A 24,272-nucleotide genomic window follows, 5' to 3' on the forward strand; every position below is an offset into this window, starting at 1 on the left:
AGGAGCTATGACCATGACTGAGAACCTTGCCGACACCGGCACCCAGGACCTGTCCGCGAACACCGTCCTCGTCCTCGCCGAGCTCGACGCCGACGGTGCCGTCCGTTCGAACGCGGCCGGGCTGCTCGGGGCGGCCTCCACCGTCGGCACGCCCGTGGCCGTCGTCGCCGCGAAGCCCGGCGCCGCGCAGCAGGCCGTCGCCCGAGTGGGTGAGCTGGGCGCCGCTCGCGTGTTCGTCTATGAGGCCCCCGACGCCGGGGACGTCCTCGGCTCCGCGGCGGTGGCCGCGCTCGCCGAGGCCGTCCGGCAGACCGCCCCCGTCGCGGTGCTGCTGCCCAACGCCCCTGAGTCACGCGCTGTGGCCGGGCGCCTGTCCGTGCGTGTGAAGGGCCCTGTCTGCGCCGACGCGGTGGGCCTGCGCTGGGCCGATGACGAGGTCATCGCCCAGCACTCCGTGTTCGGCGGTGACGTGCAGTCCGAGTCCACGGGCGAGGGCGGACCCCGCATCATCACGATGCGCGGCGGGTCCATCGACGCCCGGGCCCAGGCGGTGCCCTCGCCCGAGACGATCACGCTCGAGGCCGGCGCGCTGCCGCAGGTGAGCGCCGGCGCGCAGATCCGCGAGGTCAGCGCCCACCAGAGCACGTCGAGCCGCCCCGAGCTGCGCAGCGCCAAGACCGTCGTCTCCGGCGGTCGCGGCGTCGGCTCCGAGGAGGGCTTCCAGGTCGTCGAGCAGCTCGCCGACGAGCTGGGCGCCGCCGTGGGCGCCTCGCGCGCCGCGGTCGACGCCGGCTACACCCCGGCGGAGCGGCAGGTCGGGCAGACCGGCGTCATCGTCTCCCCGGACCTGTACATCGCCCTGGGCATCTCGGGCGCGATCCAGCATCGCGCCGGCATGCAGACCGCGAAGACGATCGTCGCGATCGACAAGAACGAGGACGCCGAGATCTTCGAGATCGCGGACTTCAGTGTGGTCGGGGACCTGTTCAAGGTCGTCCCGCAGCTGATCGAGCAGATCCGCGCTCGCCGCTGACGGCGGCACGCCGCGGAGAGAGGAACGCATGGGCAAGCAGCGCATGGCCGGGTACACGCCGCTGAAGGGTGCGCCTGAGCCGATCGGCATGGCCGCCGGCGGAGTCGCGCACGACGAGACAGCTCCCGCTCCGGTGCGCGGTGCGGCGGCCCCGTCGGTCGCGGACGCGACGCACGACCGCGCCACGGCGCCGGGGGCGGCAGCCGGTCCGGAGGGCGTGACCGACGGCGGATCCGAGGCAGGCCCCGCCGAGGGGCCCAGCATGACCGGTGTGCCGTACGAACAGCGGCAGCGCATGGCCGGGTACACCCCGTTGCGCGGCGCCAGCCCTGGCGCCGCCCCGGCCGCTGCTGTGGGCACGGGGTCGCCGGGCGGTGCGCAGCACGAGCACGCGTCGAGCGCCGCAGAGCCCGGCGAGGTCGCCGCCGGCACCGTGCCGGAGCCCGCACCGTCAACGGACCGAGGCGCGGCCCTGGCCGCGCCTGAGTCGCAGGCTGAGAGCGCGGCGCGGCCTGACGCCCAGTCCGCGGCCCCGACCGGTCAGCGCATGAAGGGGTACACCCCGCTCAAGCGCCCGGCCGTTCCGCAGGCCCCGGCATCGACCCCCGATGCGGGGCCCACGGCCGCCGCGTCTGCCACGACTGCGTCGTCGCCTGCCGAGGCTCGGCCAGCTTCCGCCGCGCCGAAGCAGCGCATGGGCGGCCAGCAGGCCGCACCGCACGCTGCTGCTGCCGGCGCCACGACGCCGCCGTCCGCGACGAAGCCCTCCACGACGACGTCGCCCGCGACGGGCGAGGCCTCGGCCGGCACAACCGCGGAGACCTCCTCGTCACGCCGGCGCCTGCTCGTCACCGTCGCCTCCGTCGTCCTGCTGGCCCTGGTTGCGGTGCTCGCGGCGCGTGGTCTGCGCACGCTCGAGCCGGTCCAGCAGTTCATCGCCCAGTACGACGGGCACCCGAGGCACCCGGAGTCCGCCCCCATCGGGCTGCCGGCGTGGCTGGGCTGGCAGCACTTCCTGAACATGTTCCTGATGGTGCTGATCATTCGCACGGGTCTGCAGATCCGGCGCGAGCAGCGCCCTCCGGCGCACTTCACCCCGAAGGAGAACTCGCTGTTCTCCGCGAAGGGCGCCCCGCCCAAGAAATACTCGCTCACCATCTGGACGCACCAGGCGCTCGACCTGCTCTGGCTGCTCAACGGCGTGGTGTTCGTTGTCCTGCTGTTCCTGACGGGGCAGTGGATGCGCATCATCCCCACGGACCCGTTCGTGTTCCACCACGCGCTGTCCGCCGGGCTGCAGTACCTCTCGCTCGACTGGCCTGCGGAGAACGGCTGGGTGCACTACAACGCGCTGCAGATGATCTCCTACACGCTCGTCGTGTTCGTCGCCGCGCCGCTGGCCGCGCTCACCGGCTGGCGCATGTCCAGCTGGTTCCCCGCGAACTCGTCCGGCCTGGCCAAGGCGTTCCCCATGGAGGCGGCCCGCCGAGTGCACTTCCCGGTGCTGCTGTTCTTCATCGGCTTCCTCGTGGTGCACGTGTTCCTCGTGCTCTTCACGGGCCTGACCCGGAACCTGAACTACATGTACACCGGGCGCGACTCGGCCGACGTGTGGGGGCTGATCGTCTTCCTCGTCTCCGTGGCCGTCATCGCGGTCGGGTGGTTCTTCCTCAAACCCCAGTTCCTCGCCCCCGTCGCCTCGAAGTTCGGCACCGTCGGCCGCTGACCGGGCGGCCCCACACCGACAGGAGAGACCAGCATGACCGAGCCCAGCACCCATGACGCCACCGGCACCGACGAGCTGCTCGTCGAGACCCGAGGCCGCCTCGGCGTCATCACGCTCAACCGCCCCAAGGCCATCAACGCCCTCACCCACGCCATGGTGCGCGACGTCGCCGCCCAGCTGCGATGCTGGCGCGATGACGACGCCGTCCAGGCCGTCCTGATCCGCGGCGCCGGGGAGCGCGGCCTGTGCGCCGGCGGCGACATCGTCTCCGTGCACGACGCCGCGAAGGCCGGCCGGTTCGAGGAGTCCGAGGCGTTCTTCGCCGACGAGTACCGCATGAACCACATGATCAGCCAGTTCCCCAAGCCGATCGTCGCGCTCCAGGACGGCATCGTGCTCGGCGGCGGGGTCGGCATCTCGGGGCACGCCTCCCACCGCGTGTCCACCGAGCGCACGCGCTGGGGCATGCCCGAGACGGGCATCGGATTCGTCCCGGACGTCGGCGGCACCTGGCTGATCTCCCGGCTGCCCTCGCAGTTCGGGCTGCACCTGGGGATGACCGGCTCACACATCACGGGCGCCGACGTCATGGCCCTGGGGCTGAGCACGCACCACGTCGCCTCGTCCGACCTCGACGCGCTCACCGAGGCCCTCGAGACCCAGGAACCCGACGCCGCACTGGCCCGCTTCGCCGCGGAGCCCGGCGAGTCCCCGCTGTGGGCGCAGCGACCGTGGGTGGACCACTGCTACGCGGCCGACACGCCTGCCGCGATCATCGCGCGGCTGCGCGAACGCGAGGAGCCGGAGGCGCAGAAGGCAGCCGACCGGCTCGAGTCGCTCAGCCCCACCGCGATCTCCGTGACCCTCGCCGCCGTGCGCCGCGCTCGTCAGGCCCGCAGCCTCGGCACCGTGCTCAAGACCGAGTACCGGACGACCTGCGCACACGTGCGCGGCCACGACTTCCCCGAGGGGATCCGGGCGCTGCTGGTGGACAAGGACAAGTCCCCGCACTGGCGCCCCGGCACGCTGGATGAGGTCACCGCCGACGACGTCGACGCATACTTCCTCGAGCCGGCCTCCGGCGACCTCGAACTCTGAGCCCGGGCGGCCAGCCGGGGGGATGTCAGCCCTGGGCCGCCCGGAAGGTGACTTGCACCTGCACCATCGGCTTCTCCGCGACCGGCTCGCCCGCCTCGTCGAGGCGCACCAGGTCCACGTCCACCAGGCGCAGCGACCGGCCGGCGTGCCGCACCCGCGTCATCGCGACCATCTCGCCGTGCCCGGGCCGGGTGAAGATCGTGCGGATCGCCTGCACGTCGTACTTCTCCCGGTCGGGCATCGCGGCCTGGGCGGCCAGCACCGCGCGCAGCGTCATCGCGCCGCCGTGCATCGATCCCTGCGGGTTCGCCAGCGCGGAGCCGTCGGCGAACCGCAGGCCCGGGCGCGGAGCCGGGTCGACCTGCGGTCGCGCGGCCGGGTCGGCCTCCGGGACGGTCGACTCGTCCACGCCGAGCAGCGAGGCCATCGGCACGCGGGTGGAAGCGTCGACGGGCAGCCGGCTGTGGGCGACGAACGCGTCCAAGGCCGCGGGCGTGGCCGCCGGGACGGCCTGAAACCACCCGGTCGCCTCGACGTGTCGCACGCCGGCCTCATCCACGAGCCAGGCGCGGGCCGCGCCGCCGAGCGCGTCACCGTGCAGCGGCGCGTACCAGCACTCCAGCTGCGGCGCGTCGGCGGGATCGGCGTCGGCGGAAGGGTCGAATCCAGGCAGCGGGCGCAGCACGTTGACCTGCAGCTCCGTGGTGACGACCGCCTCGAGTTCCCCCGCAGCCGCGTGATGCACGGCAACGGCCGTCGCGTTGTCCATCATGATCGTCGCGGCGGCACCCGTCGGGCGTCCGTCCAGACCGATCGTCCACGGCCCCACCTCGAATCGCGCCGGGTTCCAGGAGACCGCGTCCTGCCCCGCCGTGGCGTCGCCTGCTGGGCCGCGGCGCACGCTCTCGTGCCGGCGCAGGCCGAAGAGACGCTCGGTGCGGCCCGAGGGCTGGGTGCGCGGACCGGTCAGCTCGGCCGTCTCGGCGCCCAGTGCATGCGGGGACGGCGGCGCCGGGACCGGTGTCCGCTCCGGTGTCGATGCGGAGATGTCGGCGGCGGGAATCGAGGCGTCAGGCTGAGGAGTCGTCACGACATCAGACGCTAACCGACACCATGGCGACGCCACGGGCCGATGTGAGGGGCGTCATCGGCGTTCGGCCGACGACTCCGGCGGCCCCTTCGGGCCTTAGTAGCTGGAGTACCCGTCCGAGGTCAGCTCGTGCTTCTCGTCACCGGTGATCGGCGGGTTGAACACCGAGACCAGGTGCATGTCCTCGGTGCCGCCGCGCAGCTCGTGCTTCTCATGCTTCGGCAACACGTAGACAGTGCCGGGGACGATCTCGTGAACGGTGCCGTCGGGCTCCACGACCGCACCGTTCCCGGCGACGCAGTAGCAGGCCTCCTGGTGGTTGCGGTACTGCAGCTTCGAGGAGCTGCCGGCCTCCACGATCGTGTGGCACAGGGCGAATCCCATGCCGTCCGCCGAGGTCAGCAGGCGCTCTGAGGTGCCTGCGCCCCACTGGACCTTCTCGACGTCCTCACGGCTGCGGGTGTACATGGCGGATCCTTTCCGTCGCGGATGCGGCGGGAACTCTCCCCGCCGCCTGTGCCCCGACGGTAGACACAGGCCGTGCGCGAGGCTCAAGAGGTGCGCGGCGCCCTCTCGCCCCGCGTTCCCGTGTGGAATACTGAGGTGTACGTCGCATTGCCCTGCGCGGGAGAGCGTCGACGCGGCCCCTCGGCGGGCCGTTTGGTCGGCCGCCGAAGGAGCAAGACCTCCCCGGGAATCTCTCAGGCATCCGTACCGCGTGGGGGACCGGCGCTCTGAAAAGCGCGTCGGGACGCGCGCCGCGCCCCGCTCGGCCCGTTCCGCCGCCACCGACGGTGCAAGCCCCCGCGCCCGTGCGCGAGGCGGAAACTCTCAGGTCCATGACAGAGCGGGGAGCCGACCTATTCCCGTGCCGGCCCTCGGCAGGAACCCCGGAGGTACCCGTGAGTCACACCCGCCAGACCGCAGACGGCGTCGCCCCCGCGTCGCACGCGCCTCGCGACACCGCATCAGCCCCGTTCGTCGCCCGCCACATCGGCCCGCGCGGCGAGGACGTCGCCCACATGCTCGACACGCTCGGCTACGACTCGCTCGAGGCCCTCGTCGACGCCGCCGTCCCGCAGGACATCCGTCAGCCGCGCCCGCTCGAGCTGCCGGCGCCGATGACCGAGGCCACCGTCCTCGAGGAACTGCGCCGCATCGCCGACCGCAACATCGTGAAGACCCAGATGCTCGGCCAGGGCTTCTACGACACGGTCACCCCCGGCGTGATCCTGCGCAAGGTGCTGGAGAACCCTGCCTGGTACACCGCCTACACCCCCTATCAGCCCGAGATCTCCCAGGGTCGGCTCGAGGCGCTGCTGAACTACCAGACGATGGTGCAGGACCTCACCGCCCTGCCGATCGCCAACGCCTCGCTGCTGGACGAGGCCTCCGCCGCGGCCGAGGCCGTCCTGCTCATGCACCGCGCGAACAAGAAGAAGGCCTCGGGCGTCACCCTGCTCGACGCGGACCTGTTCCCGCAGACCCTCTCGGTCGTGCAGCTGCGCGCGGCCGCCGTCGGCATCGACGTGCTGGTCGCCGACCTCTCCGCGGGCATCCCGGCCCAGGCGCGCGAGCGCATTGAGTCCCAGGGGCTGTGCGGCGTCGTGCTGCAGCAGCCGGGCGACTCCGGCCGCCTGCACGATCACAGCGCCGTGATCGCCGAGGCCAAGCAGGCCGGTGCGCTGGTCACCGTCGCCGCGGACATCCTGTCCCTCGCGCTCATCACGCCCCCGGGTGAGCAGGGCGCGGACATCGCGGTCGGCTCGACCCAGCGCTTCGGAGTCCCGCTGTTCTTCGGCGGCCCGCATGCCGCCTACATGGCCGTGCGCGAGGGCATGCAGCGCTCGATGCCCGGTCGCCTCGTCGGCGTCTCGCACGACGACGCCGGCAAGCCGGCCTACCGGCTGGCCCTGCAGACCCGCGAGCAGCACATCCGCCGCGAGAAGGCGACCTCGAACATCTGCACCGCGCAGGCGCTGCTCGCGGTCGTCGCCTCGATGTACGCGGTCTACCACGGACCCGAGGGCATCACGCGGATCGCCCGCCACGCCCACCGTCAGGCGCACCGCCTCGCGACGGCCCTCGCCGCGGCGGGCGTGAGCGTCGCGCACGAGGCCTACTTCGACACCCTGACCCTCTCCGTGCCCGGCGGCGCGGAGAAGGTCCGCGCGGCGGCCGAGGAGAACGGTGTGAACGTGCGCGTCGTCGACGCCGACACGGTACGCGTGGCCTGCGACGAGACCACCGTCGACGAGGACCTGGCCGCCGTGCTGGAGGCGTTCGGCGCCTCGGCCGACGCTCTGCCGGCCGAGTCCCACGAGGGCGCCGTCGCGCTGCCGGGCATCCCGGCCGAGGCGCAGCGCTCGTCGGAGTTCATGACCCACCCGGTGTTCAACACCCACCATTCTGAGACGCAGATGCTGCGCTATCTGCGCCGCCTCTCCGGCTATGACCTCGCGCTGGACCGCACGATGATCCCGCTGGGCTCGTGCACCATGAAGCTCAACGCGACCGCCGAGATGGAGTCCATCTCCTGGCCCGAGTTCTGCTCGATCCACCCGTACGCCCCGGAGAATCAGACCGAGGGCTGGCGCCACCTGATCGCGGACCTCGAGTCCCGTTTGGCCGAGATCACCGGCTACGCCGCGGTCTCCGTCACCCCGAACGCCGGCTCGCAGGGCGAGTTCGCTGGTCTCTGGGCGATCCGCCAGTACCACAAGGACCGCGGCCAGCAGCAGCGCGACGTCTGCCTGATCCCCGCCTCCGCCCACGGCACGAACGCCGCCTCCGCCGTGCTCGCCGATCTCAAGGTCGTCGTCGTGGCGACGGCCGAGGACGGCACGATCTCCGCCGAGGACCTCGACCGCAAGATCGAGGAGAACGCCGACCGGCTCGCGGCGATCATGATCACCTACCCGTCGACGCACGGCGTGTACGACGCTGACGTGCGCGAGGTGTGTGACAAGGTCCACGCCGCCGGCGGGCAGGTGTACATCGACGGCGCGAACCTGAACGCTCTCGTCGGCCTGGCCCAGCCGGGCGCGTTCGGCGGCGACGTCTCGCACCTGAACCTGCACAAGACCTTCTGCATTCCGCACGGTGGCGGCGGTCCGGGCGTCGGCCCGGTCGCGGTCGGCGAGCACCTGAAGCCGTACCTGCCGAACGAGCAGACCCTCATGACGTCCGCCCCGCACGGCTCGGCCGGCGTGCTGCCGATCTCCTGGGCCTACGTCGCGATGATGGGCGGCGCCGGCCTGCGTGCGGCGACCGAGCATGCGCTGCTGGGGGCGAACTACATCTCCCGGCGTCTGGCCGATTACTACCCCACGCTCTACACGGGCAACGCGGGCCTGGTCGCGCACGAGTGCATCCTCGACCTGCGCGAGCTCACCGCGAAGCACGGCGTCACCGCCGAGGACGTGTGCAAGCGCCTTATCGACTACGGTTTCCACGCCCCGACCCTGGCGTTCCCGGTGGCTGGCACCTTGATGGTCGAGCCGACCGAGTCCGAGGACCTCGGTGAGCTGGAGCGGTTCATCGAGGCGATGATCGCGATCCACGGCGAGATCACCGCGACCACACCGGAGACCGTCGAGGCCTCGGTGTTGCGCAACGCCCCGCACACGGCGCTCGCCCTCACCGCCGACGAGTGGGGCCGGGACTACAGCCGCAGCCAGGCCGCCTACCCGGTGGAGTCACTGCGCATGAACAAGTACTTCCCCCCGGTGGGGCGCATCGACGGCGCTTACGGCGACCGCAACCTCGTGTGCTCGTGCCCGCCGCCCGAGGCGTTCGAGGAGTCCGGCGACTCCGCCGCCGACGCCTGAGCAGACAGCACCGACAAGGAGAACGACGATGACCGATTCGATTCGTACCTCACCGCTGCATCCCGTCCACGAAGCGGCCGGGGCGTCCTTCACGGACTTCGGCGGCTGGAGCATGCCGCTGAAGTACGGCTCCGAGCTGGCCGAGCACAAGGCCGTGCGCTCGGCGGCCGGCCTCTTCGACCTCTCCCACATGGGCGAGGTCCGCGTGCGTGGCGCCGAGGCCCCGCAGATGCTCGACCACGCCCTGAGCAGCACGATGTCGATCCTCAAGCCCGGCCGCGCCAAGTACGGCCTGTGCCTGACCGACGCCGGCACGATCCTCGACGACCTGATCGTCTACCGCATGGACGACGGCGAGGCGGGCACGACGCCCGAGTTCCTCGTCGTGCCGAACGCGGGCAACGCCGGCGCGGTCTATACGGCCCTGGCCCAGCGCGCCTCCGGCTTCGACGCGGAGGTCGTCGACGAGTCCGCCGACACCGCCCTCGTCGCCGTCCAGGGCCCCAAGGCCGAGACGATCCTGGCGACCGCCATGCCGCAGTCCGCTCAGGCGCTGGCCGAGCTGAAGTACTACGCGCACCTGGCCGTCGTGATCCCGACCGAGGCCGGTGACGTGCCGGCCACGGTGGCGCGCACCGGCTACACGGGTGAGGACGGCTTCGAGCTGTTTCTCGGCGCGGAGTCGACCGAGCAGGCCGGCGACCGCGGTTCGGCGGTGTGGCAGGCGATGCTCCAGGCGGCGGAGGCCGCGGGCATCGAGCTCACGCTGTGCGGCCTCGCCGCGCGCGACTCGCTGCGCCTGGAGGCCGGCATGCCGCTGTACGGCAATGAGCTGGACACCGCGCACCAGCCGCACGCCTCCGGCGTGTCCTTCGCCGTGCCCGCCAAGAAGCAGGCGGACTTCGTGGGTCGGTCCGCGCTCACCTCGAAGGACGAGGCCTCGCAGGTGATCGTGGGGCTGCGGGGGCAGGGCCGTCGTGCCGCGCGCCACGGTTATGCGGTGTCCACGGCCGAGGGCGCCGTGATCGGCGAGGTGACCTCGGGCGCCCCGTCGCCGACGCTGGGTCACCCGATCGCGCTGGCCCGCGTCGACCGGGAGTACGCAGCCGAGGGCACCGAGCTGACCGTCGACCTGCGCGGCAAAGCCGAGCCGTTCACGGTCGTCCCGCTGCCCTTCTACCGTCGGGAGCGCTGAGCGGCGGGGCGTGTGGCCGCGTCGGCGTCGCCCCGGCCCCTCCGTCGGGCGCAAGGGCTCGTTCGCTAGGATGGGCCACCGGTGCGCGGCCCTGGTCGTCACGCTCCGCGATCGGACGCCCCCTCGCTACGGCGTCTGACACAATTTGTCCGCCCACGTCAGGATCTCCGAATGACCCACGTCGCCGCCCGCGCCCGCGTCCCGAAGAAGGCGCTCATCGTGTTCGCCGTCGTGGCCGCGATCATGCTGGGTCTGGCGGCCGTGTCCGTCGTGCGGGGGATCGTGCATGAGAGCCGGCGGATGCAGGTCGTGGAGGTCCTCGACGGCAACACCGTCGTCGTGGACGCGAACGGCGAGCACAAGACCGTGAAGATGGCCGGGGTCCAGTCCTCGATCCGCAACCCCGACGGGCTGCGGGGAGGGCCGAACATGTGCCTGGGGGAGAAGTCCCACGGCTGGCTGCGCGACCGCCTCGTGCAGGGCGCCACCGCCGAGGTGGACCTGGAGGAGGGCGAGGACGGGCAGCAGTACGCCACCTTCCACCTCGCGGGCAAGGACGTGAACACGTCGATGGCCGAGGCGGGCATGGCGGCGCCCACCGACACGGGCGTGGACGACGCGACGGCCAGTCAGATCGACGAGGCCAACGAGCTGGCCCGAAGCACCGGTGCGGGGCTCTATGACGTCGAGGAGAGCTGCACCTACAACAGCATGCTCTTCGAAGCGGAGTACAAGCTCGACTCGATCCCGGAGAAGACGGACAACACCGTCAAGGCGCTCGACAAACGCTCCCGCGAGGTGGCCGAGGCGGTCGACGAGATCCGTCTGATCCAGGAGGACGTCGAAGCGCTCGAGAAGGACGGCGGCGACTTTGAGGACCTCGCCTGGCATCCGGCCAAGGAGGACTTGAAGCAGAAGGCCGACGAGGCGGCCGAGAAGGGTCTGCAGCGTCTGCGCGAGCTCAACGACCGGCGAAACCAGATCACCGCCGGCTGACGGACGCGGTCCGCCGTGGTCCGGTCGGCGTGTCGACGCGGTCGAGCCGGTTCTCGGCGGCTCGCTCGCTGTTCAGTCGAGCGAGAGGGTCACCAGACGCAGCTGCGCTGCACGGATGATCGCCTGGACGCGGTCGCGCACCTCGAGCTTCTCCATCGCCCGCGTCAGGGCCGCCTTCACGGTGGACTCCGACAGGTGCAGGCTCTGGGCGATCTCGGTGTTCGACTGCCCCCGGGCCAGCAGGGCGAGCACCTCGAGCTCGCGTTCGGTCAGGTCGGAACCGTCCGGGGCGCCCGCGTCCGTCGGCGGGCCAGCGGGCTCGTCTTCCGCGATCGCGGTGAGCAGCTGCTGCGTCACGGCGGGGGAGAGCACCGATTCGCCGCGCCGGACCGCGCGGATTCCGTGGATGATCGTCGCGGGGGCCGCGTCCTTGAGCAGATACCCGGCGGCTCCGGCGCGCAGGGCCGGGACGACGTAGTTCTCCGAGGTGAACGTGGTGATCGCCAGAACGCGCGTCGACGGCGATTCAGCGGTGATGCGCCCCGTGGCCTGCACGCCGTCCATGACGGGCATCTGCATGTCCATCAGCACGACGTCGGGCTGGGTGGCGAGGCAGCTCTCGACGCCCTCGGCGCCGTTGGCGGCCACGCCGATACAGGTCATGCCCGGCGCCGAGTCGATCAGCGTGCGCAGTGCTCCGCTCATGAGCGGCTGGTCGTCCACGATCAGTACGCGAAGATCTTCAGTCACCGCGGCAGTCTATAAGGCGGCTCACGTCCACGCGGAGGATCGAAGGCCCGCGTGATGGTTCGTGACGTGCCGAGGGTGGGCCCGCCACAGGCCTGACGCGGGAGCGATATCACCTATTGGCGCACAGTGAGGCCTGCCGCATAATGGTGATCATGACTGATCACACTCGCACCCGTACCGTGGCCGCCGTCGGTGCGCTGCTGCTGTCCCTCTGCACCGTCTCCGCACCCGCCGCCTCGGCCGTGCCGGCCACCGCTCCGGCCACCTCCGCCTCCGTGTCCTCGGCGGAGCAGGTCGCCACTCCCGCCGGCTGGGGCGCCGGTGTCCGCGACCAGATCTGCAAGCACCTGGGCCTCTACTGCGACTTCGGGAGGTGACCCCGAGGCCTCCGCGGCCCCTGCCCCGATCGGGGTGGGGGCCGTCGTCGTCCGCACAGGGTTTCGACGGCGTCGAGCCCGGCCCGACGGCGTGGCAGCGCCGATGGCGTGCCGTGTGGCAGTCCCGGGACTTCAGCCCCTGGTACCTGGGCATCGTCACGGTGCTGGCCTTCGTTTCCGTCGGCTCCGACCTCTGGGTGTTCGAGCAGGAAAGCGGACTCCAGCTCGGGGCGGACGGCCTGCTCATGTACGCGTTCGTGCTCGTCGCGTACTCGCTGCAGTGGTTCTCGAGCACGCTCGCCTTCGCGAGCCTGGTGCCGATGTTCGCCCTCACATTCGCCGGCGTCGAGGCCCTCGTGCTGGTCGTCTACGGTCCGGTGATCCTGGGCGGCGTCGTCGCGACGGCCAACCGGCGGTTCGCGGCCACCGCCGCCGGACTGACGCTGGCCTGGAGCATCTCCTACCCCTTCGCGGCGAGCGCGCACCTCAGCGATGCGGAGGCCTACAACGCGGCCTGGTTCTCCGTGGTGCTGGTCGTCCTGGGCGGCGGGGCAGGCCTGTTCGTGCGCCTGAACCTGGCACGGCGGGACGCCGACCAGGCGCGACTGGCCGAAGCCCGGCGGCAGGCCCGGGAATCCGCCGCGCGGGAGCGCCGTGTGTTGGCCCGGGACCTGCACGACATCCTGGCCCACAACCTCACGATCATCACGATGCAGGCCTCGACCGCCCAGTTCGTCGGCACGGGCGAGGCGGCCCAGAAGGCGCTGGCCGTCGTGGACGAATCGGCGCAGGACGCGCTCGTGGACCTGCGCCGAATGCTCGCGCTGATGCGGGAGGAGGGCGTCGTGGAGGTCGGCGACGAGGCGGTGCAGGAACGGGGCATGGCGCCGGCCCCGTCCGTGGACCTCGAACTGGGCGTGGCCCGATTCGTGCACGGGCTGGAGGACCTCGGGTTCCCGGTGGAGCGCCGCTGGGGCCTGGCCGACAGCAAGGTGCCGCTCAGTGTGGAGGGCACAGTCTACCGGGTGCTGCAGGAGGCGGTCACGAACGTCGTCAAACACGGAGACCCGGCACACCCGTGCCTGATCGACGTGCATCTGGACGAGGGCGACCTGGTGCTCGTCGTCGAGAACGGGGTGCTGGCGCGGGAGCCGGAGAAGGACCGGCGGCACCGGCGCCTGGGGCGTGACCGGCAGAGGTGGAACTCCTCCAGCGTGGGGCTGACGAGCATGCGGGAGCGGGTCTCGGCGTTCGACGGCACGGTCACGGCGGGGCCGGTGGGGGACGACCGGTGGCGGGTGTACGCCCGCGTTCCGGTGCGCTTCTCGGCCGATGAGACGTGATGCGCGATACTTTCGGACGGCCTGATCGGCCGAAGGTCCAGTGTCGGCGGAGGGGACGGTCGCTCTACAGTTGACGAGTGCTCCATGAGACGGTGCGCAGTGCATGATGATCCGGCGGCAGGCCCCCGTGGGGATGCGGGAGGGCCGCCGTGGATCGACGAGAGGCGACGGGCCGCACGGCCCGTCGCCTCTCGTATGTCATCGCTCCTGCTGCGTCGTGACGTAGACGCGTCGCCGCGCTCAGTCGGCCGGGTCGGGCTCTGTCCCGGCTGGCTCGACGACGCGGGTGAACGGTTGCGCCGCGGTGCGGCCCAGGGCCATGAGGATGCCCGCGGGGAAGCCGATCACCGGGATGAGCATCGGCAGCACGCCGCCGACACCCTGGGTCAGGACGACCAGACCGAACAGCATGCCCACCAGCGCGTAGCCGAGGACGTGCACCCACTGGTTCAGGACGTGGCGGAACGCCCAGTTCACCAGCAGACACAGAGGTAGGCCCACGACGAGCGCCGCGATGCCCACCACGACCAGCAGCGGAGTCAGTGTGCCGTAGACCTGCAGCTCGGGGATCATCGCGAGCACCATGACGATCGCCGCCATGATCAGGTTCGGCAGCAGCCAGGCCAGCAGGAATCCGTAGAGGCTCATGCGCAGGCGAGGGCGTCGGGCGGCGGCCTCGCGGCGACGGGCCTGACGGCGTGCGCGGGTGGTGCTCTTGACCGGTGCGGGGGTCGTCATGCGCTCAGCTCCGTCCCGTGCTGTCGACGTGGAAGGCCAGCCCGTCGACGGCGGGCCAGGCCAGCAGCGACTGCAGGGCGTCCCAGGCATCCGGGTCCTGGGCGTCGACCGGTTCGATCGCCAGGGCACCCAGCTCGCCGTCGATCACGCGCAGCGTCACCTCGAACTCGGCGCCATCGGAGGTGAATCGGCCGCGGACCGGCCACGTCGCGTCGTTGGGGACGGCATGATCCACCGGCTGGTCTGTGTCGACGACGATCGGCAGCCAGTCCGCGACCTCATCGTCCTCGGGGTCGCCCAGCGCGGCGGCGGAGGTCTTCGCGTGCGGCAGCTGGGCGCGCAGAGCGGCGGCGCCGGGCAGGACCGTGCCGTCGAACAGCGCGGGATCCAACAGCGTGTCCAGCAGGATGCGGGCCTCGACGGGCAGCTCGACCAGATCCTGCTCCAGATCCTCGAGGTCCTGGGGCTGGGCGTCGGCCAGCAGCGCGGTCAGATTCGCCTCGGTCCGCGCGCGTCGCGCGTCGCGGTTTGCCACGAGCAGGGCGACGGCGCTGACGCCGGCCAGCAGCAGCCGCGGGGCGGGGACGCCCCAGCGGGTGAGGGCCTGCGTGATCGTCGCGTCCACGCGGTCGTTCAGGCCGGCGCCCTTCAGGGTGAGCGCGCCGGCGCCGACACCCGCGCCGAGACCGAGCAGGGTACGGCCGACCACACCGACCAGGCCGCGGCCACGGCCGGAGGCCAGCGACGCGGTCCGGGCCGCGGAGGCGGTCTCGGCGGCGGCGTAGACGCCCGTGAAACCGGCGAGAACGCGGTGCAGGCCGGTGCGCTCGAGGTCGTTCAGCTCGCGCGGGTCCACGAGGGTCAGGCCGGCGGCGGCCGCCGCAGCGAGGACGCCGTAGAGCCGGCCGCCGGGGGCGAGCGCAGCCGGGCGGAGGCCGGACAGGTCGGCCTCGTCGGTCAGGGGTGCCTCGGGGAACACGCCGAACTCGTGGTGACGGGCGGATGCGCCCGGGAGCGAGGGGAAAGTCATGGCCCCATTGTGGGGCATGAAGCTGGCCGTCGGCTCGGTCTGCACCATGGGACCCTCAGCGGCCGACATAGGCCAGCAGCCCGGCGAGGGCGGCGCGGTGCCCGGTGTCCAGGGCCGGCGCGAGTTCGGGGGCGAACCCCGGGTGGTGATTGCCCGGGACCGACTCGGGGTCGTCGCCGGTGAAGGCGCCGAAGAACCAGTAGACCATCGGCACCTCGATCGCGTCGGCGAGCGCGCCGACGTCCTCCGAGCCGGTGAACGGGGCGGGGGCGGTCACGTTCTGCTCGCCCAGCTCCGCGCGGAGCGCCCCAGCCACGGCCTCGGCGTGCTCGGGGTCGTTGTGGCAGCGTGGGAAGCTCGAGAGGCGTCGGAAGGTCGGCGCGGGCGCTCCCGAGGCCTCGGCCTCGGCGCGGGCGATGCGCTCGATGGCGCCCAGCACCCGCTCGCGCACCTCGCTGGAGTAGGTGCGCACATTCAGGGCGATCTCCGCGCTGGCGGGGATGATGTTCTCCTTGACGCCGGCGTGGAACGTGCCGACGGTCACGACGGCCATGTCCCGGGGGTCGACCTCGCGCGAGACGATCCCCTGCAGCCGGGTGACCACGTGGGAGGCCAGGAGGATCGGGTCGATCGAGGCCTGGGGCTGCGAGCCGTGCGCCTGCACGCCGTGGAACGTGATGGCCTGGGAATCGGCGCGGGCCATGGCGGTGCCCGGGGTGACGAAGACCGAGCCCGCGGCCAGCGGCATCACGTGCTGGCCGAGGAGCACCTGCGGCCGGGGTGCCCGGTCCCAGAGGCCGTCGTCGAGCATGGCGCGGGCCCCGGCGGCGGTCTCCTCGCCGGGCTGGAACACGAACACCACCGTGCCCTGCCACACCTGCGGCGCGGCGTGCAGACGGCGCAGGGCCGTGAGGGCGCTGACGATGTGCGTGTCGTGGCCGCAGCCGTGCATCACCGGCACCTGCGTGCCGTCCGGGAGGGCGGAGCGCGCCGCGGAAGCGTACTCGAGGCCGGTCTGCTCGGCGATCGGGAGGCCGTCGGTATCGGCGCGGAAGGCGACGACGGGCCCGTCGGGCGTCTCGGGGTTGGTCAGGACGGCGACGACGCCGGTGCCGCCGCAGCGGAAGTGCGGGACGTCGAGCTCGGCGAGCTGCCGTTCGATCCAGGCGGCCGTCTCGTGTTCCTGCATCGACAGCTCGGGGTGGGCATGCAGGTGCCGGTAGTCCTCGTGCATGCGTGCGCGGGCGGCGTCGTTGAGGCGCAGGGGTGCGGGCAGGGTGGTCATGGACATGCTCCCTTCGTCGTGGGCCAGAATAGGACGCATGATTCTGATCAACCTGAAGTTCACCGTGAAGCCCGAGCTCGCCGACCAGTGGATGGACGCGGTCGCCCAGTACACCGCCAACGTCCGCTCGGAGGAGGGCAACATGTTCTTCGAGTGGTACCAGCCCGTCGAAGGCGAGAAGAACGAGTACTTCCTGCTCGAGGGATTCACTGATGAGGGCGCGAAGGCCCACGTCGAGTCGCCGCACTTCCAGGAGGGCATCGACGCGATGCGCCCGCTGCTGGCGAAGACCCCGCAGATCATCTCTGAGCAGATCGACGCCGAGGGCTTTGGCCCGATGGGCGAGATCCAGATCGACTGACCGCGTCGGCTCCTCGCGTCGGTCCCGCGCATCGGCTCCTCGCGTCGCTTCCAGGACCGACACCACGGCGCCCGTCCGGCTGTGAGCCGGGCGGGCGCTGGTCGTGTCGGGACGGGGCGGTCCCGCGCGGCCACTCGGTGAAGGTCATGATCGTGATCCAAGGAGCGTGTGCAGGGTGCTGTGCCGGAGCCATCGGTGGGTCACCGGGCTCGGATAGTGTCGGACTCGAACGGTGCTACGGGGGTGCGGAACATGGCAGTAACGGGGATGTCCACGAACGACGGCGCGGTCGGAGTCGCCCAGCTCAGCCACGCGTTCGGCGGCAAGGACGTGCTGAGTGACGTGTCGTTCCGAGCCGAACCGGGGCACGTCACGGCCTTGCTGGGGGCCAACGGCGCCGGCAAGACCACCCTGTTCAAGTGCATCGCGGGACTCGTCCGGCCAGATGCGGGCAGAGTGTTCTCTCCCGCCATGAGCCTGCGATCAGGACAGCCGCCCGCCCAGCACATCGGCTTCGCGCTCGACGCCACCGCGTTGCACCCCGGACGCAGCGTTCGCGAGACCCTCCGCCTGGCGACGATCCTCGCCGGTGTGGGACGAGACCGGGTCGGCCCCATGCTGGACCGCGTCGGCTTGAGACGCGAAGGACGCAAGCGCGTCGGGGCCCTGTCCCTGGGCATGCGACAACGCCTGGCCCTCTGGGTGGCCCTGATCGGCGACCCCCGCGCCCTCGTCCTGGATGAGCCCGCCAACGGCCTCGACGCCTACGGCACGGCATGGGTCCACGACACCATCCGCTCCGCAGCCGAGTCCGGTGCGGCCGTACTCATCTCCAGCCACCTGCTGCGCGACGTCGAGGTCGTGGCCGACCACCTGGTCGTGATCGACCGGGGCCGAGTCGTCTCGGACGGGGCCGCCGACGACCTGCTCCGGCTGCGAGGAACCCACGTGGCCGCCGCCGACCCGGACGCCCTCACTCGTGCACTCACCGCGCGAGGAATGCAACACACCTGGTCCGCAGAGACGGCGACGGTGCAGGCCTCGCCCGAAGCCGTCGGTCAGGCCGCGCTCGAGGCGGGCGTGCCCTTGCTCCATCTGAGCCAGGCCCGCACCGACCTGCAGGAGCTGTTCATGTCCATGACGACCGACCGGAAGGACGGATGATGCGTGCTCTCCTGCACCACGAAGTGCGCCATATCCTCGACACCCGCGGCAGTCTCGTGGCCCTGGTGCTCGCCGCGCTGGCGACGCTCGGCCTCGTCGCCGGCGTCGTCTTCCTCCTGCACGGTGAGTCGAGCTCTGTCCCCGTGGCAGAAGCGCTCGGCATGGTCGTGCTCGTCGCACCCTTGACCATCGCCCTCGTCGTCGTGCTCGCGGCATCCGGAGAGTGGACTCACGGTACGGCCGGGACCACCGTCCCCATGGTCTCCTCGCGCTCAGCTCTGTTCGTCGCGAAACTCCTGGCCGTGCTGATCGTCGCGGTCGGGCTCTACCTGTTCGCCTCGGCCGCCGTCACACTCGGTGCCGTCGGCATAAGCCTTGCACGAGGCGGAGAAGTGCAATGGGGCGGCGGCTGGTCGCAGCTTTACGCGGGCCTGGTCGCAACGCTACTGGCGTCCTTCTTCGGATACGGCATGGTGTCCCTGATCCGCGGGTTCCTGCTCTCGAGCCTCGCCGTCGTGGCCGTGACGCTGGGCTGGAACCTCTTCGCCTCCAGCGTTCTGCACGACCACGACGGCTACCTGCAGAGCCTCACCCCGCTGTCCCTGGCGGTCGCGGACCAGGGCGTCGAGATGCCGCCCGCACTCGCCGTTTTCTCGTCACTGTCCCTCTGGTACGTGCTGCCCCTCGTGATCGGCTGGCGGCGCTACGTCACCGCGAACCTCTGACGGTATCGGGACGGAGACATCACGCACAGCGGCTCCTCACCCCCCGCGCCCGACTCAGCCCTTCGGCGCGTAGTACCGCCCCAGGGTCTCGGCCTTCAGCTCGGCGTAGCTCCCGTCGGCCATGGCCGCGCGGATGCGGTCCACGAGGGAGACGGTGAACCGCTCGTTGTGGATCGAGATCAGCGTGTGCGCCACCATCTCCTTCGCCTTGAACAGGTGCCGCAGGTACGCCCGCGAGTAATGGGCGCACGTGTAGCAGTCGCACTCGGGGTCCAGCGGGCCGAAGTCCCGCCGATACTTCGCTCCCGGCAGGTTGTAGCGGCCGTCGCGGGTGTAGAACGCGCCCGTGCGGGCCACGCGGGTGGGGGAGACGCAGTCGAAGGTGTCCGCGCCGTTCTCCACCGCGGTGAACAGGTCGTCCGGCTCGGAGATGCCGAGCAGATGCCGGGGCCGGTCCTCGGGCAGCTCCTGGGCGCACCAGCCGACGATCGTGCCGAGATTCGCCTTCTCCAGCGCCCCGCCGATGCCGTAGCCGTCGAACCCGTTCTCGGCCGCCCCGTGTTCGCCCGCGGCCGCGAACGGGGCGCGCATCCCGGACAGGTCCCGGCACGCCCTCCGGCGCAGGTCCTCGTACTGGGCGCCCTGAATGACGCCGAACAGCGCCTGGTACGGCCGGTCGGCGCGCTCGCGGGTGAGCCGGGCGTGCTCGTCGAGGCAGCGCTGGGCCCAGCGACGGGTCCGCTCGAGCGCCTCCTCCTGGTAGCCGCGCGAGTTGTGCAGCGTCGTCAGCTCGTCGAAGGCGAACATGACGTCCGCACAGAGGTTGTGCTGGATCTGCACGGAGCGCTCCGGGGTGAACCGGTGCCGGTCCCCGGTCAGGTGGGACTTGAACCAGACGCCGTCGTCGTCGACGTTCGCCAGGCGCTCCTTGCCGGGGGCGACCGCGTCGTCCGCGCCCGCGCCGGAGGGGGCGTCGGGGCCGGTCATGTCGATGACCTTCTTGAACCCTGAGCCCAGGGACATCACCTGGAATCCACCGGAGTCCGTGAACGTGGGGCCCGGCCAGTTCATGAACGCGCCGAGCCCGCCGGCCTCGTCGAGCAGGTCGTCGCCCGGCTGCAGGTACAGGTGGTACGCGTTGGCGAGCAGGGCCTGGGCCCCGAGCTGCGCCATCGACTCCGGGAGCACGGCCTTGACGGTCGCCTGCGTGGCCACGGGGATGAACGCCGGGGTCTGGATGCTCCCGTGCGGGGTGGTGATGACGCCGGTCCGGCCCAGGCCCGCGCCCTGCCCGGTCGTCGGGGCGCCGCCGACGGGCTCCATGCGATGGGTCACCTCGAAGCCGAACTCGGCCGGGTGGGCGGGGGCGAAGCCCTCGGGTGACGGGGCGGCGGACTGAGGACACGGAGGCGGTGCGGCTGCCGCACGCATTTCGGCATGGGTCTGCGCAGTGTTGGACATGGCGTCCAGAGTAGTGGGGAGCCCCGGACGGCCCGACGCCATCTGTTGACGTCCTGCGTCGCCTCGGCGCGCGGCATGTGGGACAACACCGGAGATGTCGTGTATGGTTACACACATGGGACGCGCTTCGGCGTCTTCCATCCAACCGGGCCCCCGCCTTCGAGCGGGGGTTTCGTGTGTCGAGGCTCAGGGGCGCCAGACGTAGTCATGAGCGAGGACGGAATCCAGCGATTTCCCAATGTTGTTCATGCGCCGTACCGCCTCTGGGTGCTTCTCCTGAACATGTCGTCGGCGTTGCTCGAAGTAGGTGAGGACGTCCACCGCCTGCAGCAGCCGACTCCGGTTCGACGGACCGAAGTAGATCGTGTCCAAGAGCTGGCCCAGCTTGCCGTCCGTGAGCCCCTTGACCGACTCCGACCGCATGCGCTGGTAGCGCAACCGGCTGTCCTCCCGCAGGTGATGTTCGTCGGCGATGACCATCAGTCCACCTGACACCAACCGGGACCGCCGGTGGATCCGGTTGAACAGCTGGCCCGAGACCACCAGATACGGTTCCTGGTCTTCCCAGCCCGGGCGGTGACGAAGGCCCTCGGTGTCGACTCCCTGGAAGCCGAACCACGGCTCATGGCTGCAGATCAGCTCGACGGCCTTCTGGCTGGCCCAGGCTCGGGTGCCCGGGTCCACGCCTGACCAGCCCTCCTCGCCTTGGAACATCGCGTGACCGTGGAACTCGAGTTCAGTGGGAACTGCTGAGGGGTGGTCTGCCCGTAACTGTTCGTGGAGCTTGTCCAGACTTCGGTCGATGGAGCGGACTTGTTCTGCATCGACCACAAGGGCTCCGACGTAGTAGCGGTCGGCTCTGTGCTGCTCGGATTCGTCCAGGTAGCAGAGGCGCAGGGACTTCTCCCTGGGGTCTGTCGTCACCACATCTCCCCCTGGGCGGAACGCCGGTCCTGCCGGATGGTCTTCGGCACCGTGCGCTCGGCGGTGCTCGGCTCGGGGAGCTCGTCGGTCCGGATCAGCTCGGCGGCTAGGACGGCGTCGAGAAGCGTCGCTTGCTCCTCGCCCAGGGCCACGGTCTCTGTGAGCACCCGCAGCAGGTCTAGGAGCTCGTCGTTCCACTCATCCGCCCACACGGTGGGGCGAACGCGGTCCAGCGGGGTGGCGGCCTTCCCCGCCGCGCGGCCGATGCCCGTGGCCGTGCGGGCACCCAGCCACTTGTCCAGGACGTTCATCCCGGAGACGCTGAACGCTCGCACCTCCGGAGAGACGCCCGAGACGACGCCGTCCCCCACCCTCAGCTTCTCCGCCGCCGGATCGTAGGTGACCCCGCGCGGCGAGGCGGGCAGAGCTGTGACCGCCTGCTCCCAGCCGAGGCCGGGGATCCGCGGCACCCGGCCGGCGGGGCGGCCCTCACCGGTGAAGTGCTCACCGTAGGTCTGCAGCCACAGCAGCCGCTCGCCCAGCTGTACTGCCCGGGCGAACAGCGCCGGGTCCGCGGTCAGCGGGACCCGGACCGGGCTGCCCTCCAGGGCCTCATCGAAACGTTGCACGTACCCGTCGTGGGCCACCATCGCCATCACGTACGCGGCCAGGTCCTCCGGTGTGACGTCTCGGCCCAGTCGCCCGCCCCACACCTCGAGCAGTCCCGCCGTCACGTTCGGCTGGGTTGCTTCCGCGTCCCGATACAGCGGGATGACGTCCTTGCCGCCGTAGGAGCCGACGAAGTAGTGCAGGTCCGGCACGGCCGTCGCCGCTGTGACGGCGGGGCCGCCGCTGATGCGGGCCGTCTTGGGGGAGATGAGGAACAGCTGCCGGTCCGAGAGCGACTGCCACAATGCTGGGCTGTCGGTCTTGGCCAATCGGGGGTCGTCGAACGTCCACTGGCGATCAAAGGACCGCCACGCCACCCTGGTGATCGGCTGGTGCGGGGCTTCGGCGGGCAGCGTTGCCAGTGGGGTCAGGCCGGCCACTGCTGTGTGGATGGTGCGCCCGGAGTTTCCCGTCACGTACTTCTTAGCCCGAGCGTCCGCAGACGGATCGACGAGCAGCTCCCGCCATCGCCTCCGAAGCGTCTCCTGATCCGGGGCGACTGGCCACGCCCGGTTGTATTTGATTCCCGGCTGCTGCCAGGGGAACAGGTCCGCCAGGGCCGGCATGGCCGCCCACGCCTCGTCGCCGCTGGCCGGGGCCAGGGGGTCGCCCGCGGTGCCGGGCAGGCGCTGCCACGTGCCGTCGTCGGGATCCAGGCGGGACACGGAGTCGAGGGTCGCGAACTTCTCCCCGCGGGTGCCCCGGAAGCGCCGGTAGTACACGGACGCCTCCCGTGCCGCCTTGCCGGTGCGCACCAGGGTCACGATGGCCACCGGGGTCTGGATGTCGAAGACGTTCTCCTCCTGGCGCGCGCCGCGGCCCTCACCGCCGAGGTCCATCACCCAGATCTCACTGGCCGTCTGACGGGCCAGGTCACGCAGGCCCACGAAGGCCGGGCCGGTCAGCCACGACGACGCGGTGATGAAGGAGATGACCGCCCGGTCCCCGGGGTCCTGCTGGAACGCCTTCCAGATGGCCCATCGCCAGAAGTACACGTAGAGGTTGTAGAGGGACGCCTGCGCGGAGAAGATCACACCCTGCTCCTTGGCGGGCCCGATCACGTCGTCGAAGAGGGCGGATCCACCCGCGTCCCCCTGCTCCACCCAGCCTCCCGTCCCGGAGGTCGCCCGGTCATAGGGCGGGTTGCCGATGGCCACGGTGATGCGCCGGTCCCGTTTGATCCGACGGGCAGCCTCCGCAGCCTTGGCCAGGACCCGTGCGTCGCCGAACAGTCCCGGCGCCATGCCAGCGGAGGGGTCCTCCAGGGTGTCGGTCAGGTACACCCCGATCTCCTCCGCCTGGAAAGCGTGCCCCTGTGTCTCCGCGAGCCGCTGGCCGATCCGCAGATGTGCCACGGAGTACGGGCCCGGGAGCAGCTCGAAGGCCAACAGGTTCTTCGTGAGGTTCTTGGCCACCTGCTTGGCCCCGGCGGGTCCACGTTCCTCTCGCGCGACTGCCTCGGCCCGGTCGATGATCGCCAGCGGATACGTGCCGGAGCCTGTCGCCGGGTCCAGTGTGACCACGGACGGGGCACCGAAGCCGAGGGACTGGCCGAAGCGCTCGCGGAGGAGCTGGTCGATGACTCGCACCTGGCACTGCACCACACTGATCGGGGTGAAGTAGACACCTGCCTGGTTGCGGGCTGCGGGGTCGTAGCGCTGCAGGAAGTCCTCGTAGAACCAGAGCCAAGGCTCGCCGCGGGAGTCGGTGGAGCGCTCGATGGCAGGCACGTCCATGCTCGAGACGAGCCGCATAATGGCGCCCACCTCAGGCTGAATGAACTCCATGAGCGCCGGAATGCCCAGGATCGGCCCGAGGGAGGCCGCCAGCACGTTGCGATGCGCCGTCTCCAGCGCCCGCTTCGCTTCCTCCAGCGTGACCACACCGTCCGCGTTCCGGTCCGCCTGGCCGGAGAGGCCCGCGATCGCCATGGAGTACGCCACCACCTGGGCGACGTCACCGGCGAACTGGGCGTCCGTCGTCGTCTGGTGAACCGTCCGATCCCAGGCCTCCTTGGCCTCGAGGACGGACGCGTACCGGTGCTCCAGACCTTCGGCGAGCCGCTCCCGGAGGAAGCGGGCCAACGGGGCCAGACGGTCGGCGAGCTGGCTCACCCGGGTGATCGGCCGGGGCTGGGCAAGCGTGAACTGTTCCAGCACCGTCCGCAACCGTGTCGGCGTCCACCCCTCGTGCCCATCGATGGGCAGAGTGGCAGTCTCGATCCGCGTGCCGGACACGTACAAGGCGATCTCCTCGCCGTTCGTGACGAGCAGGGCGTCCAGCTGGGCGAGGAGCTCCCACTGGCGCTTCTCCCGTCCTCGCCACTTCTCGCCTGCCACGGTGTGGCCGGGCGCCTTGAGCTCGATCCAGCCGCACGGCCGCCCGTCGATACTTGCCGCAAAATCAGGTCGTATGCCGTCTAGCTGAGCTTCACGCAGGAGAACGAGTTCACCGAGCCCCGACACTTCTGCCACCTG

General features: G+C 71.1%; 20 protein-coding genes and 1 riboswitch. Of the genes, 11 read left to right on the plus strand and 9 right to left on the minus strand.

Annotated features, from left to right (window positions below; all coding sequences use genetic code 11):
* The first annotated feature begins 13 nt into the window (after positions 1 to 13).
* Genes HDA30_RS09945 through HDA30_RS09955 form a run of 3 tightly spaced genes read left to right on the plus strand, consistent with a single transcriptional unit; the run spans position 14 to position 3,857 of the window.
* Positions 14 to 1,033, plus strand: coding sequence for an electron transfer flavoprotein subunit alpha/FixB family protein (locus HDA30_RS09945; RefSeq protein WP_158497057.1), 1,020 nt, complete (start codon positions 14 to 16; stop codon positions 1,031 to 1,033).
* A 28-nt stretch (positions 1,034 to 1,061) separates the two neighbouring features.
* Positions 1,062 to 2,759 (plus strand): cytochrome b/b6 domain-containing protein, encoded by a 1,698-nt coding sequence (locus tag HDA30_RS09950; protein ID WP_246418741.1) that lies wholly within the window; start codon positions 1,062 to 1,064, stop codon positions 2,757 to 2,759.
* Positions 2,760 to 2,792: 33 nt separating this feature from the next.
* Entirely contained in the window at positions 2,793 to 3,857 is a 1,065-nt protein-coding gene (locus HDA30_RS09955; protein WP_184242109.1) for an enoyl-CoA hydratase/isomerase family protein, read from the plus strand.
* 25 nt (positions 3,858 to 3,882) lie between these two features.
* On the opposite strand, the gene HDA30_RS09960 is transcribed toward HDA30_RS09955, so the two are convergent.
* Positions 3,883 to 4,947 carry a PaaI family thioesterase gene (locus tag HDA30_RS09960; RefSeq protein WP_262337829.1) on the minus strand — a complete coding sequence of 355 codons (1,065 nt, stop codon included), beginning with the start codon at positions 4,945 to 4,947 and terminating at the stop codon, positions 3,883 to 3,885.
* Between the two features lie 96 nt (positions 4,948 to 5,043).
* Positions 5,044 to 5,415: an ectoine synthase gene (locus tag HDA30_RS09965; protein WP_184242111.1), complete on the minus strand. Its 372-nt coding sequence runs from the start codon at positions 5,413 to 5,415 to the stop codon at positions 5,044 to 5,046.
* Positions 5,416 to 5,562: 147 nt separating this feature from the next.
* Positions 5,563 to 5,674, plus strand: a riboswitch (glycine riboswitch).
* 112 nt (positions 5,675 to 5,786) lie between these two features.
* On the opposite strand from HDA30_RS09965, the gene gcvP reads away from it, so the two are divergent.
* From gcvP to HDA30_RS09980, 3 genes are all read left to right on the plus strand, one after another.
* Positions 5,787 to 8,777 carry an aminomethyl-transferring glycine dehydrogenase gene (gene gcvP, locus HDA30_RS09970; RefSeq protein ID WP_184242113.1) on the plus strand — a complete coding sequence of 997 codons (2,991 nt, stop codon included), beginning with the start codon at positions 5,787 to 5,789 and terminating at the stop codon, positions 8,775 to 8,777.
* 28 nt (positions 8,778 to 8,805) lie between these two features.
* Positions 8,806 to 9,972 carry a glycine cleavage system aminomethyltransferase GcvT gene (gcvT, locus tag HDA30_RS09975; RefSeq protein WP_184242115.1) on the plus strand — a complete coding sequence of 389 codons (1,167 nt, stop codon included), beginning with the start codon at positions 8,806 to 8,808 and terminating at the stop codon, positions 9,970 to 9,972.
* Positions 9,973 to 10,143: 171 nt separating this feature from the next.
* Positions 10,144 to 10,968: a thermonuclease family protein gene (locus HDA30_RS09980; protein ID WP_184242117.1), complete on the plus strand. Its 825-nt coding sequence runs from the start codon at positions 10,144 to 10,146 to the stop codon at positions 10,966 to 10,968.
* Positions 10,969 to 11,040: 72 nt separating this feature from the next.
* Here HDA30_RS09980 and HDA30_RS09985 read toward each other — a convergent pair whose 3' ends face one another.
* The gene (locus tag HDA30_RS09985) at positions 11,041 to 11,718 is read right to left on the minus strand and encodes a response regulator (RefSeq protein ID WP_158497063.1); all 678 of its coding nucleotides are present in this window, start codon (positions 11,716 to 11,718) and stop codon (positions 11,041 to 11,043) included.
* Between the two features lie 152 nt (positions 11,719 to 11,870).
* Here HDA30_RS09985 and HDA30_RS09990 point away from each other — a divergent pair, with 152 nt between their 5' ends.
* Positions 11,871 to 12,095 (plus strand): hypothetical protein, encoded by a 225-nt coding sequence (locus HDA30_RS09990; RefSeq protein ID WP_184242119.1) that lies wholly within the window; start codon positions 11,871 to 11,873, stop codon positions 12,093 to 12,095.
* 113 nt (positions 12,096 to 12,208) lie between these two features.
* The gene (locus tag HDA30_RS09995) at positions 12,209 to 13,438 is read left to right on the plus strand and encodes a histidine kinase (protein ID WP_184242121.1); all 1,230 of its coding nucleotides are present in this window, start codon (positions 12,209 to 12,211) and stop codon (positions 13,436 to 13,438) included.
* 240 nt (positions 13,439 to 13,678) lie between these two features.
* On the opposite strand, the gene HDA30_RS10000 is transcribed toward HDA30_RS09995, so the two are convergent.
* From HDA30_RS10000 to HDA30_RS10010, 3 genes are read right to left on the minus strand one after another with little or no spacing between them, the layout of a single operon-like run.
* The gene (locus tag HDA30_RS10000) at positions 13,679 to 14,176 is read right to left on the minus strand and encodes a hypothetical protein (RefSeq protein WP_184242124.1); all 498 of its coding nucleotides are present in this window, start codon (positions 14,174 to 14,176) and stop codon (positions 13,679 to 13,681) included.
* Positions 14,177 to 14,180: 4 nt separating this feature from the next.
* Entirely contained in the window at positions 14,181 to 15,206 is a 1,026-nt protein-coding gene (locus HDA30_RS10005) for a hypothetical protein (protein WP_184242126.1), read from the minus strand.
* 55 nt (positions 15,207 to 15,261) lie between these two features.
* On the minus strand, positions 15,262 to 16,491 hold the full coding sequence (locus HDA30_RS10010) for an amidohydrolase (protein WP_184242127.1): 1,230 nt from the start codon (positions 16,489 to 16,491) through the stop codon (positions 15,262 to 15,264).
* Positions 16,492 to 16,528: 37 nt separating this feature from the next.
* Here HDA30_RS10010 and HDA30_RS10015 point away from each other — a divergent pair, with 37 nt between their 5' ends.
* From HDA30_RS10015 to HDA30_RS10025, 3 genes are all read left to right on the plus strand, one after another.
* A complete protein-coding gene (locus HDA30_RS10015) occupies positions 16,529 to 16,852 on the plus strand; it encodes a putative quinol monooxygenase (RefSeq protein WP_145493088.1) in 324 nt (107 codons plus the stop codon).
* A 252-nt stretch (positions 16,853 to 17,104) separates the two neighbouring features.
* On the plus strand, positions 17,105 to 18,016 hold the full coding sequence (locus HDA30_RS10020) for an ABC transporter ATP-binding protein (protein ID WP_221419071.1): 912 nt from the start codon (positions 17,105 to 17,107) through the stop codon (positions 18,014 to 18,016).
* A complete protein-coding gene (locus HDA30_RS10025; protein ID WP_184242130.1) occupies positions 18,013 to 18,741 on the plus strand; it encodes a hypothetical protein in 729 nt (242 codons plus the stop codon). Before HDA30_RS10020 ends, HDA30_RS10025 begins: the two co-directional genes overlap by 4 nt.
* Before the next feature lie 54 nt (positions 18,742 to 18,795).
* On the opposite strand, the gene tgt is transcribed toward HDA30_RS10025, so the two are convergent.
* The 3 genes from tgt to HDA30_RS10790 all read right to left on the minus strand — a co-directional run bounded on the left by tgt (position 18,796) and on the right by HDA30_RS10790 (position 24,134).
* Positions 18,796 to 20,172, minus strand: coding sequence for a tRNA guanosine(34) transglycosylase Tgt (gene tgt, locus HDA30_RS10030; RefSeq protein ID WP_221419303.1), 1,377 nt, complete (start codon positions 20,170 to 20,172; stop codon positions 18,796 to 18,798).
* Between the two features lie 216 nt (positions 20,173 to 20,388).
* Positions 20,389 to 21,126 carry a DUF3800 domain-containing protein gene (locus tag HDA30_RS10035; protein ID WP_184242132.1) on the minus strand — a complete coding sequence of 246 codons (738 nt, stop codon included), beginning with the start codon at positions 21,124 to 21,126 and terminating at the stop codon, positions 20,389 to 20,391.
* Entirely contained in the window at positions 21,123 to 24,134 is a 3,012-nt protein-coding gene (locus HDA30_RS10790; protein ID WP_221419072.1) for a type ISP restriction/modification enzyme, read from the minus strand. The genes HDA30_RS10035 and HDA30_RS10790 overlap by 4 nt, the downstream gene beginning before the upstream one ends.
* Positions 24,135 to 24,272: the final 138 nt, after the last annotated feature.

The organism is Micrococcus cohnii (genome assembly GCF_014205175.1).
GTDB classification, from domain to species: domain Bacteria; phylum Actinomycetota; class Actinomycetes; order Actinomycetales; family Micrococcaceae; genus Micrococcus; species Micrococcus cohnii.